Annotated in this window: 5 protein-coding genes; 3 read left to right on the top strand and 2 right to left on the bottom strand. The window is 71.8% G+C overall.

Features of this window, described 5'->3' with window-relative positions; translation table 11 throughout:
- Positions 1–31: 31 nt before the first annotated feature.
- Positions 32–2,947, bottom strand: coding sequence for a type I polyketide synthase (locus VIW71_RS25765; RefSeq protein WP_331625036.1), 2,916 nt, complete (start codon positions 2,945–2,947; stop codon positions 32–34).
- Entirely contained in the window at positions 2,944–6,336 is a 3,393-nt protein-coding gene (locus tag VIW71_RS25760) for an AMP-binding protein (protein WP_331625035.1), read from the bottom strand. The genes VIW71_RS25765 and VIW71_RS25760 overlap by 4 nt, the downstream gene beginning before the upstream one ends.
- A gap of 515 nt (positions 6,337–6,851) precedes the next feature.
- Between VIW71_RS25760 and VIW71_RS25755 the strand changes: the two genes are divergently transcribed.
- From VIW71_RS25755 to VIW71_RS25745, 3 genes are all read left to right on the top strand, one after another.
- Positions 6,852–8,699, top strand: coding sequence for a carbamoyltransferase C-terminal domain-containing protein (locus VIW71_RS25755; protein WP_331625034.1), 1,848 nt, complete (start codon positions 6,852–6,854; stop codon positions 8,697–8,699).
- Positions 8,700–9,245: 546 nt separating this feature from the next.
- Positions 9,246–9,875, top strand: a complete 630-nt coding sequence (locus tag VIW71_RS25750) for a dihydrofolate reductase family protein (protein WP_331625033.1) — start codon at positions 9,246–9,248, stop codon at positions 9,873–9,875.
- 490 nt (positions 9,876–10,365) lie between these two features.
- A complete protein-coding gene (locus VIW71_RS25745; RefSeq protein ID WP_414720848.1) occupies positions 10,366–14,403 on the top strand; it encodes a molybdopterin-dependent oxidoreductase in 4,038 nt (1,345 codons plus the stop codon).
- The last annotated feature ends 916 nt before the right edge of the window (positions 14,404–15,319 follow it).

Below are 15,319 nucleotides of genomic sequence, written 5' to 3'. Positions count from 1 at the left end.
GCGACCACCAGGTCGTGCAGTCGGTCGCCGCTCACGCGCCCGCCTCCCGCCGTGTCACGATCCGCCGGGCGAGGGCCTCGACGGTAGGCTGGACCAGCGCCTCGCGCAGCGACAGCTCCACCCCGAAGTCCCTGCGGATCTGCGCGATCAGCCGGACCATCAGCAGCGAGTCGCCGCCCAGGGCGAAGAAGTTCGCGGTCAGGTCGACCTCGACCTCACCCAGCAGCGCCCGCCACATCCGCGCGACCGTGTCGGCGACGGCGGCTGTGGCCGCGGCGGCCGGGTCAGCTGCGGCGGGCTCGGCCGCCGCGGCCACGACCGAAGCGGGCTCGCTGTCCGGCGGCGCGGTGGGCGCGAGGGCGGTACCGGGCTCCAGCCAGTGCCGGACCCGGGCGAACGGATACGTGGGCAGCGCCGTGCGGGCGAACTCGCGCCCCGGCTCGACTCTGCGCAGGCTGGGCAGGGCGCCGTCCATCCAGAGCTCGGCGGCCGCGGTGAGCACGCCCGCCTCGTCGCCCGCGGTGGGCAGCATGGTCACCGCCAGCCGCGGCCGGGCCTCGGGCTCGCGGTGAGCGAGACCGATGAGCGCGCTGCCCGGGCCCACCTCGACCAGCACCGGCTCGGGCATGGCCAGCACACTCCGCAGGGCGGTGTCGAAACGCACGGTCTCCACCAGGTGATCCGCCCAGTAGTCGGCGGTGAAGCGGTGCCCGCGGCGGAACAGTTCGCCGGTGAGGTTCGAGGCGATGGCGACCTTCGTCGGCCGGGCAGTGAGCCCGGTGGCGGCCGCGTGGAGCTCGCCCCGGATGCCCGCGAGCAGGCTGCAGTGCGAGGCCCGCGAGATCCGCAGCAGCGTCGCCCTGGTCCCCTCCGCCTGCAGCTCGGCGCCGAACCGCTCGACCGCGTCGGCGGCGCCGCCGACCACCACGGAGTTCCACGCGTTGACCGCGGCCAGCGACAGGCCGGCGGGCAGCCTGCGGCGCAGGTCGTCGGGCGCGGCTTCGACGGCCAGCATCCGGCCGGGCGGCGCGGAGTCCAGCAGCGTTCCACGCTCGGCGACCAGCCGGGCGGCGTCGGCCAGGTCGTAGCCGCCGCCGACAGCCGCGGCGACGTACTCGCCGAGGCTGTGTCCGATGAGGACGGTAGGCCGGACACCCCACGACTCCAGCAGCCTGGCCAACGCGTACTCGACGGTGAACATCAGCGGCTGCGCCAGGCGGACGTCATCGACGGCGACGTCGGCCGCGGGGTCCGCCGCCACCGTGGCCAGGTCCACCCCGAGGCGGGGGGACAACAAGGCGGAGCACTCGTCCACCGCGGCGCGCAGGGCGGGGAAACGGTCGTAGGCGCCCGCCAGCAGCCCGGCCCGCTGGCCGCCCTGGCCGGGGAACAGGAACGCGACCGTGCGCGGCTTGCTCGCCCTGCGCGCGGCGCGCGGGAGTTCGTCGGCCAACGCGTCCAAGCGGCCGACGACGGCGGCCGACCTGTAGGCGAGCTCGGAGCGGCCCTCGCGCAGCGTCCCCGCCACGTCGGCCAGGCGCGGGGCACGCTCGCGGCAGTGCGCGGCCAACCGCGCGCGTGCTTGGTCCGCAGCCTCGGCGGTCGCCGCCGACACCGCGACCAACTCGACGGCGGCCTGATCGGGGCGTGAGGCGCGCGGTGGCGCCTCTTCCAGCACGACGTGTGCGTTGGTGCCGCCCAGTCCGAAGGAGCTGACCCCGCAGCGGCGCGGCGTCTCGCCCCGCGGCCACGGTTCAGCCTTGGCCTGAACGTGGAACGGACCCGCCGCGAAATCGATGTCCGGATTGGGCTCGTCGAAGTTGATGCTCGGCGGTAGCACCTCGTTGCGCAGCGCGAGCACGGCCTTGATCAATCCCGCCACGCCCGCCGCTGCGTCCAGGTGCCCGATATTCGGCTTGAGGCTGCCGATGCCGCAGCGTCCCGGGTGCCCGCCCGCCATGCGGAACGCCTCGGTCAGCGCCGCCACCTCGATGACGTCGCCGACCTCGGTCGCGGTGCCGTGCGCCTCGACGTAGGACACCGCGCTCGCGGGCAGGTCGGCCGCCGCCAGCGCCGCGGCGATCACCTCGGCCTGGCCCCGCACGCTCGGCGCGGTGTAGCCGGCCTTGCGGCCGCCGTCATTGTTGATGGCGGACCCGCGTATCACCGCGTGCACCTCGTCGCCATCGGCCAGTGCGCGGTCGAGCCGCTTGAGTACCACCATCGCCGCGCCGTTACCCGGCACCATGCCGCGTGCGCGGGAGTCGAAGGCGCGGCACTGCCCGTCCGGCGACGCCACGTCTCCCGGGCCGGCCGTGTACCCGCTGACTTGCGGGACGGTCACGGCCGCCGCGCCCGCCAGCGCGAGCCCCGCCTCGCCGCGCAGCACGCTCTGCACGGCGAGGTGGATCGCGACGAGCGAGGTCGAGCACGACGTCTGCACTGTCACGGCGGGGCCGGTGAGCCCCAGCTTGTGCGCCACCCTGGTCGCCGCGTGGTCCTTCTCGTTGCCCAGCATCACCGGCAGGATGCCCAGGGCCTCGGTCACGTCGAGCCGGGTGAGCACGTGGCGGGTCAGGTACGTGTTCAGCCCGACGCCCGCGAACACGGCGACGTCGCGCTCGCCGAGGTGGCCCGCGTTCTCCAGCGCGGCCCAAGCGCACTGCAGCAGCACCCGCTGTTGCGGGTCGGTCAGCGCGGCCTCGCGCGGCGGATACCCGAACAGCTCGGCGTCGAACTCGTCCGCCCCCGCGAGCACACCGTTGACCGGTACGTACGCCGGGTCGGTGTATACCGCAGCGGGTACCCCGGCGGCCTCCAACTCCTCGGAGGTGAAGCGGGTGATGCTCTCCACCCCGTCGGCGATGTTGGCCCACAACTCATCCACGGTGGCCGCCCCGGGGAAGGAGCCCGCCATCCCGATGACCGCGACCGGCTCCTGGCTCACCGGGCATCGATCTTCTCGTGAAGGAACGCCGCGAGCTCGGCGACCGTGGGGTAGCTGAACAACTGGAGCACGGTGACCTTCAGGTCGGGCAGCTCTCGCCGCAGGTGGTCGCGGACGGTCGCCATCAGCAGCGAGTCACCGCCGATGTCGAAGAACGGGTCGTCGTAGCCGAAGTCGTCGGCGCCCAGCGCATCGGCCCAGGCCCGCGCCACCAGGTCCTCCAGCTCACCCATGTCCCAAGTGGACACGGCAGGCGGGGGCGCGAGGGCGGGCGCGGGCACCAGGGTGGCGGCCGGGCTCAGTGCGGCAACGTCAAGCTTGCCGTTGGTGGTGAACGGGAACTGGTCGACCACCGACCACAGCACGGGCACAGCGAACGCGGGCAACTCGCGCGCGGCGTGCGCGCGCACGTCGGCCTCCGCGCCGCCCACCCGCAGGATGAGTGCCGCCCCCACCCGCAGGTCCGTGCCGTCGGCGTCGGTGTAGACGCTGACATCGGCGACGTCGGGGTGCGCCGCGATGCACTGCCGGACGCCGTCGAGCTCGACGCGGTGCCCGCGCACCTTGACCTGGCGGTCCTGTCTGCCGACGAACTCCAGCCTGCCGCGCGTGTCCCACCGGCCCAGGTCGCCCGTTCGGTAGAGCCGGTGCGGCAGGTGCGCGCAGAATCGGCCGAACGCCGCCGCAGTCGCCTCCTGATCGCCCGCGTAGTCCAAGGCGAGGCCCGTCCCGTAGGTGTGGAGTTCGCCGACCGCCCCGCGCGGGGACAGCCGTCCCTCGGCGTCGAGCAGGACGACCCCGGTGCCTGCCACCGGACGGCCGATCGGCATCCGCGGCGGCACGGCCGCCGCTTCGTCGTACGGCTCGACTGTGGTGAAGGTCGTGTTCTCGGTCGGCCCGTAGGCGTGCACTACGCGCAGGCCGGGCGCGGCCCGCAGAGCGGCGCGCACGTGCTCCGCGGGGGTCACCTCGCCCCCGGTGATCACCAGGGCCAGCCCGGTGAACGCGCCGGGGGCGTGGTCGACCACGAGCCGGAACAGCGTCGTGGTCAGGAAGGCGCCGCTGACCTCGCGCGTGGTCAGGAAGTCGGCGATCCCAGCCGGGGCCGGCATGCCGGGGTCGAGCACCTCGACCCGGCCGCCGTGCGTGAGGGGATGGAAGATCTCGAAGGTCGAGGCGTCGAACGCCAGCGGCGCGATCCGCGCGAACACCCGGGCCGCGGCCGCCTCCGCGTAGTCCGCTCCGTGGACCAGCCGCAGCACGGCGTGCTCGCCGACGCGGACGCCCTTGGGCGTTCCGGTCGACCCGGATGTGAAGGACGTGTAGACCGGCCGGTCCCGCTCCTCGGCCGCGGGCACCGCCGGAGCGGCCGATCGGGCAGCGGCGCGCGCGTCGAGTGAGGGACGCCCCGGCAGCAAGTCGTACCACCGCTCCTCGGTCCCGAGCGTGATCACCGCGGCGGGCTCCAGCGTGCGCAGCATCCGCTCGGCTGCGGCCCGAGGAGCGTCGCCCAGCGCGGCGTAGGCCGCGCCGAGCCGCACGACGCCGAGCACCGCAGTGATCTCCCACGCGGACCGCGGCACATCCAGCACCACCCGGTCGCCCGCGCGCACGCCCGCGTCGGCCAGCGCGGCGGACGTGCGAGCGGCGGCGTCCACGAGTTCCGCATAGGTCAGCACGTCCTCACCCGCGCGGACCGCGATCGCGTCGGGCTGCTGTCGCGCCCTGGCCTCGATCCCGGCCCAGAGCCCGCGCTCCCAGGTCACCGGTCGGGCAGCACCCGCGGCGACCAGCTCGGCCCGCTGCTCGGGGGTCAGCGCGTCGATCTCACGCAGCGGCCGGTCCGGGCAGGCGGCGAACTGCGCGATTGCTGCGGCGAGCGACTCCGCGAGCGCGGCCGCGGCGGCGGCGGCGAGCTTCGCCGTGGCGTACTCGATCGCCAGTTCTCCGGGCCCGCCCCAACCGCGCACCACCAGCGTCACGTCGAAGGTGGACCCGCCCGTGTGGCCCTCGTGCAGCTCGACCCGCAGGCCGTCGAGGTCGAACGCGTCCGGTAACAGGTCGTCCTGCGCGGCGAAGCCGACCTGGACCACCGAGTTGCGCCTGCCCGCGGCTCCCTCCACAAGGGACGCCACTCGCTCCAGCGGCACGTCGTCGTAGGCCAGGGCGGCGTGCAGCGCGCGGGAGGCGGCGCGCAGGTGCGCGGCGGGCGTCTCGCCGGCGGTGACGCGCGCCGGGACCAGCTTGGTGGCCAGGCCGACCAGGTCCTTGGTCGCGGACGTGCGCCCTGCGACCGGCACGCCCATCAGCAGGCTGTCGCGGCCGGTGTGCCTGGCGAGCACGAACGACCACGCGCCGAGCAGCACGGCGTTGCGGGTAATCGCCAGCTCGGCGGCCAAGCGCACACAAGCCAGCCTGGTGGGCTCGTCCAGCGCGAACGTGTAGACCGCCCCCTGACCGTCCTCTGCGGGCTCCACACCGCCATCGACCGGGAAGCGGACCTGTTCACCGTCGAAGTCGAGTGTGCGGACCAGCTCCTCGGCGCGGCCTGCCCGCACGGATGCCTCTTCGGCGGCGGCCAGCAACTCCGCGCTGGGCGGGTCGGGCAGCGAAACTCCTTGGTAGCACCGGAAGATCTCGCGGAAGAGCACGCCGATCGACCAGCCGTCCAGAACAGCGTGGTGGGCTGCCAGGGTGAGCACGTGGTCGTCGTCGGCGAGCGTGGTCAGCACGAACGCGACGGGCGGCAGGGCGAACGGGTCGAGCAGATGCCCGGTCGTGGCGGTGAGGTGGCGGTGGAGGGCGTCGACGGGGTCGGCCGGGTCGAGCTGGAACCCGCGCTGGCGAACGACCACGGCGCGGTGGCGCGCCAGGACGTGCCTGCGCAAGCCGGTGGCCGTGCGCTCGAAGACCGTCCGCAGCGCCTCGTGCCGTGCTGTCACCGCGTCCAGGCTCGCCGTCAGCCGCTGGAGGTCCAGCGCGCCGCGGACGCGTGCGCTGAAGACGAGGTGGAAGGCGCGGCCGCCGTGCAGCAGCTCGGTGGTGAGCATCCCGTGCTGCCCGGCCAGGACCGGCCCGCCCGCGGTGGGCGCGGTGGGCGCGGTGGGCGCAGGCGCGGCGGGCGTGAGCGGCTCCGCGGCGGCGAGCACATCGGCCAGCGGCACGTCGGCCAGCAGGCGGCTCACCTCGACGCCGATGCCGAGCTCGGTCGCCAGGCGTGCGGCGAACTCGATGGCACGGATCGACGTGCCGCCCAGCGCGACGAAGCCATGCGTCCCCGCGGCCGCATCGACGGCCGTCGAATCCACGGCGAGGACCTCGGCGGCGATGTTTGCCCACTCGTCCCCCGACGCGTCTCGGGCCTGCGGGAAATGTAAGCCGATGCCCATTGGTGAATGCCCCCGACCCGCCGGTGTCAAGTGGGACGGCGGCAGCCCGCCACAAAGCAGCCGACTGTGCTTGGTAATCTCCCCGCCCCGAAGTGGGGGGACGCTAGCTTCCGCCGAAGGGGCGTGTCAAGCCCCGGCCCCACACCCCGACTGAAACGATCAAAATCGGGCGCAGCTCGTCTGAACTGAGACGGAGCGGACGACTCGGAGTTTTCGAAAACAGACCCACCGGTGGTCACCAACGGTTAGCGTGCATGGCCGACGTCGCCCGATCCGTCATCGACCGACGCCAATATCCCCGAGCGACCAACGGATAAACAGTTCGAAGGCTGCGCAACGACCCGCAGGAGTGGCACATGGTGAGTGGAGCAGTTGGCGCGACGGCCGTCTGGAAAGACGGCTGGTATCTGTCGACCTATCTGACTCCACCGGGCATTCCGCGCCTTCTCGGGGTGTGGCCCCGACACGACAACAATGTCTCACTCTGGCGTAAGCAGGGCGATTTTGTGTTTCTCGTGCGGAACTGGGAAATGGAGCGGCTCAGCGGCCTCAAGCAACACGGGGCCGGGTTCACCACCGCCGCCGACGCCTGGGCCTTCCTCGACGGGCTGCTGCGGTCGGAGAACGTGCGCCGCGAGGAGCTCCAGGCCGTGTGGGGCACGCCCTGGTTGGGCGCGGAGGTCACCTACCCGGTCTTCGCCGAGGATCTCCCGATGCACAGCTTCGCGCACCTTTTCAGCGCGGTGATGATGGAATCAGCGAGGTTCCACGGCGGACGGATCCTCTGCCTTGCGGTGGACGGGCTGCCCGACTGTTTTCTGGACCGCCCGCGCAACTACTACGCGGGTGCCTACGTCGACCATGGTGTCGCCACCTACTTCCCCGTCGAGTCTCCGGGCCGGCTCTACGACTCGGCGCGCGAGCTGTTCGGCCTGCGCGCGGGCTCGCTGATGGCGCTGGCCACGGCCTCACAGGCCGACTGCGGCGGAGACGGGGAGCAGGTGCTGGGCGCGCTGGAGTTCTGGGGCGTCGGCGACGGCACGTCCGGTGACCCGCAGGTGGTGCGCAATGCACGCGTCGCGGTCGACCGCGCCCACGAGATCGCGCGCGCGGCGCTCGCTGACGGGTCGGCGCGTGGTCTCGACGACCGGTTCAGCGAGCACGAGAATCTGGTCAGCATGACCATGAAGCTCGTGCAGGCGGCTTGCCTGCGCGTCATGGAGCGCAACGTCGATCGGGCGGTCGAGCGGTTCGGCATCGACTGCGCCGAGACGGACTTGGCGCTGTCGGGCGGTTTCGCGCTGAACTGCCCGGGCAACAGCCACCTGGTGGAGCGCTACGGCTTCCGCGGGTTCCTCGCGCCGCCGTGTGTCAACGACAGCGGGCAGTCGATCGGGTTGGCTCTGGCGATGTTCAGCGCGGGCGGCGAGCGGATCGACTTCCGCCTGCCCGGCGCCTACCTCGGGCCGGAGGTCGGCCCCGCGCCCGCCGTGGGCGACTTCGACGGCCTGGTCGCGTCGGTCGACACCTGGGACCCGGACGTATTCGTGGCGGATCTGGGGCGAGGCCCCGTGGGGTGGCTGGAGGGCGCGAGCGAGGTCGGTCCGCGTGCGCTGGGGCACCGCAGTCTGCTGGCCGACCCGACCCGAACGGCGTCGAAGGACGCGCTCAACGAGATCAAGCGGCGGCAGTGGTGGCGTCCCGTGGCGCCCATGGTGCTCGCCGAGCACGCGGCGGACTGGTTCGTCGGGGCCGTGGACTCGCCGTACATGCTGCGCACCTTCCCCATCCGGGAGAACCGGCGGAAGCTGATCCCCGCCGTGTCCCATTTGGACGACTCGGCCCGCGTGCAGACCGTGCCGCGGGACTCGGGCGGGCTGCTGCGCGCGGCGATCGAGGCGTTCCACGCGGCGAGCGGGGTGCCGATCCTCTGCAACACCTCGCTCAACGACGCGGGCGAGCCGATCATCGAGACGGTGGCCGAGGCGGTCACGTTCTGCCTGCGCCGCGGCGTCCCGCTGCTGTATGTGAACGGCGCGCGGGTGGAATTGAATGTGGCCGGGCGGACGGCCCCCGAGGAGCCCTCGCCGCGGGAGGCCCACCGATTCGCGCGCCTGGACAGCGCCGCGCACGCGACGCTGGAAGCGGCGGTCAACCCGCACGGCCTCACCCCCGTGGAGCTGTACACGTACCTGGAGACTCCCCGCCTGCACCGGCACGACCCCACGATCGCCGCTGACGCCGCCGCGATCCGCGCGGAGCTCGCGCGGTGGTTCGCCGGGAACCCGTCGGAGCAGGACCGCGTCGAGACCTACCTCGACCGCGTTCGCAGCATGTACGGACCCGCCTCCACGCCTGCCTGACCGGGCGGGTCCCACGGAGGGTGCCGTGCGGCTGCCTCATGCGGCCTCCGGGCCGGAGGGGGCCGGTCGCCGGCACGTCGTGTGCAGGCATTGTGGGCGTCCGACAACCACCGAAGGCCGCCGTCCAGTCCCTCCTGCGACCGGCCCGGTGGCCGGCCGGTGGCCGGACGCCTGTGGACGGTGCAGCGTCGAGCGGTACGGGTCAACTTCCCCGCCCCGTTCCGCAGGGAGAAGTGCACACGGTTCTTGTCCCGCCGTTCGGCCGGGACGGTGATGAGGGCCGCGAGGACGAGAGCGGATGCCGCGGGCGAGGCCGCTGGCTGCTGAGTGGAGCGCGACCGTCTTCGACCTCGCCTGCGCCGCGGAGGGGCACTGCGTGGCCCAGGAGTACGGCGACAGATCGGTGATCGTGGTCAGCTGGGCCGCGTGTGGCGGGACACCGGTCACGGAATGTACCCAGACCGGACGGTCGCAGCCGGCGATGAGTTCTCGCCGGCCCGGGAGTCAATCCGGGTGCAGGCACAGTCCGCACCGAAAGGCAGCACCATGAGCAAACTGATCGTCACCGCGTTCGTCACTCTGGACGGCGTCATGCAAGCCCCCGGCGGCCGGGGCGAGGACGTCGATGAAGGCTTCGAGCACGGCGGCTGGCAGGTCCCGTACGTCGACGACGACTTCATGAGTCTCATGAGGGGGGTCTTCGAGCGGACCGCCGACCATCTCCTGCTCGGCCGGAAAACCTACGACATCTTCGCCGCCCACTGGCCTCGCGTCACCGACCAGAACGACCCGATCGCCGTGAAGCTCAACGCCATGCCCAAGTACGTCGCCTCACGCACCCGGAACAGCCTGGAGTGGCACAATTCCCATCTGCTGAAGGGCGAGGCCGCGGAGTCCGTCGCACTGCTCAAGGAGCGACTCGACGGCGTGATCATGACGCAGGGCAGCAGCGACCTCATCCGCACCCTGCAGCAGCACGACCTCGTCGACGAGTACCGGCTGCTCGTCAACCCCGTGATCATCGGCACCGGCAAGCGGCTCTTCACCGAAGGCGCCACCCCTGCCGCCTGGACTCTCACGGAATCCCGCGTTACCAGCGTGGGCGTGCAGTATTGCGCCTACGAACGGGCGGGGAAGCCCGAGTACGGATCCTTCATGCTGGACGAGCAGGAGTGAGGACGCGCGAGGCGCACCTCGCCGCGGCCGCAGCGCGGCTGGCCGGGCTTGGGCACGTTCCGTGACCGGTGTCCCGCCACGCGTGGCTTCGGCGTGCGCCCGTGCCGGTGGCGTCCGACCCTGGACGCAGGGGGTTCTGCCTCCCGTGCCACCGATCCCGTACGGCCCCTCCTGAGGCACGTGCCCCACGGTCAGGGCATCCACTGACACACCCCTCTTTTTCCGCATATGCAAGCTTTCTTCGGTGATCAAACCGCATCTGCGCATTAAAGCCTGGCTTCTTTGTCGTAAACGCGCAGTACCGTTCTCACACCCCCGTGACGGCAGCCGTGCGGAGGGCGTAATCGCCGGTGATCAGCGCGCGTGACAGCCAGGTAACGGGCATTTCGTACAGTCGTGGGGCAGGAGCCGATCACGGAAGGGACCATGCGTGACCACGACCACGACGCACGTGCGGACGGTCTGCTCGTACTGCGGGGTGGGCTGCGGGATGGTCCTCGACATCGGCATGGGTCCCGACGGGCGGCGAACGGTCCTGAAGGCGTCCGGCGACAAGGCGCACCCGGCGAACTTCGGGCGGCTGTGCACCAAGGGCGTCACCACGGCCGAGATGCTGGCCGCCCCCGGGCGGCTGACCACAGCGCTGGTACGGGCCCGGCGCGACGCGGAACCGGCGCCCACCCCCGCCCGGGCGGCGATCGGCGAGACGGCGCGGCGGCTGCGGGCCATCATCGACCAGCACGGGCCGGACGCCGTGGCGTTCTACGTGTCCGGGCAGATGAGCCTCGAAGCGCAGTATCTGGCGAACAAGCTGGCCAAAGGCTTCGTCCGCACCAACCAGATCGAGTCGAACTCGCGGCTGTGCATGGCCAGCGCGGGCACCGGCTACAAGCTGTCACTGGGCGCCGACGGCCCGCCCGGCTCGTACCAGGACTTCGGACACGCGGACGTCTTCTTCGTCATCGGCTCCAACATGGCCGACTGCCACCCCATCCTCTTCCTGCGCCTCATGGAGCGGGTCAAGGCCGGCGCCAAGCTCATCGTCGTCGACCCGCGGCGCAGCGCGACCGCCGACAAGGCCGACCTGTTCCTGCAGATTCGGCCCGGGACCGATCTGGCACTGCTCAACGGCCTGCTGCGCCTGCTGCACGAGAACGGACACACGGACGAATCGTTCGTCGCGGAGCACACCGAGGGCTGGGAGGGGATGCCGGAGTTCCTCGCGGACTACCCGCCCGCGACGGTCGCCGCGATCACCGGCCTCCCGGAGGACGACATACGGCGGGCGGCGCGTCTCATCGGCGAGGCGGGCGAGTGGATGAGCTGCTGGACCATGGGCCTCAACCAGTCCACCCACGGCACCTGGAACACCAACGCCCTGGTCAACCTGCATCTGGCGACCGGCGCGATCTGCCGCCCCGGCAGCGGCCCGTTCTCGCTGACGGGCCAGCCCAACGCCATGGGCGGCCGTGAGATGGGCTACATGGGCCCCGGGCTGCCCGGCCAGCGGTCGGTGCTGGTGGACGAGGAGCGCGCCTTCGCCGAGGAACTGTGGGAGCTGCCCTCGGGGACCGTCAGGAAGGACGGGGTCGGCAAGGGCACCGTCGAGATGTTCCAGAAGATGGCCGACGGGGACATCAAGGCGTGCTGGATCATCTGCACCAACCCCGTCGCCTCCGTCGCCAACCGCAGGACGGTCATCGAGGGACTGGAGGCGGCCGAGTTCGTGGTCACCCAGGACGTCTTCGCCGACACCGAGACCAACGCGTACGCCGACGTCGTGCTGCCCGGCGCCATGTGGACCGAGACCGAGGGCGTGCTGATCAACAGCGAGCGCAATCTGACGCTCTCCCAGCAGGCCGTGGACCCGCCGGGCGAGGCGATGGCGGACTGGCGGATCATCGCGGCCGTCGCGTGCGAGATGGGGTACGAGAAGGGGTTCTCGTACGACAGCGCCGAGGAGGTCTTCGAGGAGATCAGGCGTGCCTGGAACCCGAAGACCGGCTACGACCTGCGGGGCGTGACGTACGAGCGGCTGCGCGCCACACCCGTCCAGTGGCCCGCGGCTTCCGTGGACGGCCCGGACCGCAATCCGATCCGGTACGTGGACGGTGACGGCCGCCTGTCCTTCCCCACAGCGAGCGGCCGGGCGGTGTTCCACGCCCGCCCGCACCTCCCCGCCGCCGAGATGCCGGACGACGACTTCCCGTACGTCCTCAACACCGGGCGGCTCCAGCACCAGTGGCACACCCTCACCAAGACCGGGAAGGTCGCGAAACTCAACAAGCTCAACCCCGGCCCCTTCGTCGAGTTGCACCCGCGGGACGCGGCCTCGCTCGGCATCGCGGAGGGCGACTCGGTGGAGGTCGCCTCGCGGCGCGGGCGGGCGGTGCTGCCGGCCGTGGTGACGGACCGGGTGCGGCCGGGGTGCGCCTTCGCGCCCTTCCACTGGAACGACCTGTTCGGGGAGTACCTCAGCGTCAACGCGGTCACCAGCGACGCCGTCGACCCGCTCTCCTTCCAGCCGGAGTTCAAGGTGTGCGCGGTGTCACTGGCCAAGGTCGCGGCGACGGCGGAGGCACCGGTCGCGGCTCCCGTCGAGCCGATGACGTCTGCCGCGCCAACAGCGCCCGACACGCCGATCGCGCCGATCACGCCGACAACTGTCATACCCGGCCTCGCGGGCGTCTTCAGGCTCCCGGCCGCCCCGCCGCCCGTACTGGCCGAGCGCGAGCGCCAGTACCTGGTCGGCTTCCTGGCCGGGCTGGAGTCGGGCGCCCCGGGCGTGCCGGTGCTGCCGCCGGGCGCGCCCTTCAGCCCCGAGCACGCGCTGTGGGTGAACGGCGTGCTGGCCGGTATGTACTCCCGGGCCGCCCCTTCGGCGGCCCCGGCCCCGCCCGCCGGGTCAGCGGGCCAAGCGGTCCAGGAGGTCCGGGAGGTCGTCGTCCTGTGGGCCTCGCAGACCGGCAACGCCGAGGAGTTCGCGGCGGCCGCCGCCGACCGGCTCACCGCGGGCGGTCACCGGGCGACCCTCGTCGACATGGACCAGGCCCACCCGGGTGCGCTGCCGCCCGCCGCCGACCTGCTGCTGATCACCAGCACCTTCGGCGACGGCGACGCCCCCGACAACGGCTCCGGCTTCTGGGACGCCCTGACCGCGCCCGACACTCCCCGCCTGGACGGCGTGCGGTACGCGGTCCTCGCCTTCGGCGACTCCTCGTACGACGACTTCTGCGGCCACGGCCGCCGCCTGGACCAGCGCATGGACGAACTCGGAGCGGTACGCCTCGCCCCGCGCACCGACTGCGAACCGGACTACGAGCCCCACGCCCACGCCTGGCTCGACCAGATCCTCACCGCCCTGGATCCCGGCCGGGCCCCGGCGCCCGCCCCCGCGCCGCCGAAGAAGCGTGCCTCCGTCCCCGCCCGCCTCACCGGCAACCGTCTGCTCAGCCTGCCCGGAGCGGGCAAGGAGGTCCGCCGCTTCACCTTCGACACCCGCGACAGCGAGACCCCGCTGACCTACGAAGCCGGGGACGCCCTTGGCGTCCGCCCGGCCAACAGCCACGACCTGGTCACCGAATGGCTCGCGGTGACCGGCCTGGACCCGTCGACGGCCGTCGAGGTGAACGGGGTTGGCTCGCTCCCCCTCGCCGAGGCCCTGCACCAGCACCTGGACATCACCAGGATCACCCCCGACCTGCTGCGCTTCGTCAGCGAACGCACCCACGACCCGCGCGAACTGAAGAAGCTGCTCCGCCCCGACAACAGGGAGGAGCTGGCGAAGTGGTCCTGGGGCCGCCAGGCGGTCGACGTCGTCGCTGAGCACGCGGTCCGCGCCACCGCCCAGGAGTGGGCCGGGCTCCTGGGACGCCTTCAGCCCCGCCTGTACTCCATATCCTCCAGCCCTCTCACCGACCCCCATCTGATCTCGCTGACGGTCTCCGTCGTCCGCTACGAGAACCTGCACGGCCGCCCCCGCCAGGGCGTCTGTTCGCCCTTCCTCGCCGACGCCGACCCCGGCACCCCCGTGCCCGTCTTCGTCCAACCCGCCCCGCACTTCCGGCCCCCGGCCGACCCCGCCACCCCGATGGTGATGGTCGGCCCGGGCACCGGCGTCGCTCCCTTCGTCGGCTTCCTCGACGAACGCCGCGCCCGAGGTCACCACGCGCCCAACTGGCTGTTCTTCGGTGAGCAGCACCGCACCACCGACTTCTACTACGAGGACGAGTTGTCCGCCCTCCTCGCCGACGGCACGCTCACCCGCCTCGACACCGCCTTCTCGCGCGACCAGCGCGCCAAAATCTACGTCCAGGACCGCATCCGCGAACACGGCCCCCAGCTCTGGTCCTGGCTCCAGGACGGCGCCCACTTCTACGTCTGCGGCGACGCCTCCCGCATGGCCAAGGACGTCGACCGGGCCCTGCGCGACACCGCCATCGCCCACGGCGGCCTGGACGAGGACGGAGCCGCCGCGTACGTCAAGCAACTCGCCGCCGACAAGCGCTACGTCCGCGACGTGTACTGAGCACGGCCAACCCGGACACCAGCGCGATCCGGCTGGGTGGGAGGGGACTGCTTGTCGGATGTGGCGGCTCGGGCTTGGCGTCCGGCTCTGGGGCGGCCTCCCCACCCCCGTTGCTCTTCTGCTGGCCCTCCGGCGAGCTGCCGCCCTGCGTCTGCTGCCCTTCGTCCTTGAGCAGGATGTACGCCGTGCCGCCGCCTGCGATAGGACTGAGATCTGCCGATGTTCGGTGCGTGATAGTATTTATGAATCTTTACCGTAATGCGGTATGGGTGAGCTTGGATGTCAGTCCATGGAGGATCCTGTCCTTGCCGAAATTGGGCCACCGAGAAACCATTGAGATGATTGGATGGCTTTCTGCGGGACATCCGGTAGTCAAATGGGATGGTTCGGTTGCTGGTCCAGTGCCGACGGATTGATGTTTGCGTATGCCGGGTGGTGGCGTGCCGCTCGGAAATACGATTCAGCCTTGTGAGCTGCGGCGAGCTGCGCGGTCAGGCAGCGTGGCGGTACTCGTTGATCGGGACGTGGAGGACGGACGGTGCCGGGAGCCACGCACGACGCTGTACTCCCAGCCCCTCTCTTCACCCCCACACGCACACCGGACAGTCAGGAACCCGGCAACCTGAGCAGAGCACACGGCCCCTGGTGGCGCTCCGCCGTGACCGGGGCGAGGTCGTCTTGATGACGTTCTGGCAGGTGATCAGTTCGCCAGCTGAGGTCCCGGCCCGCCCACCGGGATCTCACGGGCGGACCCGACGCCGACGCCGGCATTCCAGTTACTAGCCGGCGGTGTACCAGACTGCGGTGTCCTGGGGCAGACGGCCCTCGTCCAGCGGTCCGCTGGCCAGCAGGACCCGGCTGCCGGCGGGCAGCGGCAACGGGTCTCCGGAGATGTTCACCGCGCACACGAATTCCG

Source organism: Streptomyces sp., assembly GCF_036524955.1.
Lineage (GTDB): Bacteria > Actinomycetota > Actinomycetes > Streptomycetales > Streptomycetaceae > Actinacidiphila.
Note: the sequence above shows the minus strand (reverse complement) of the source record. Positions and strands in the feature narration are given on the sequence as shown.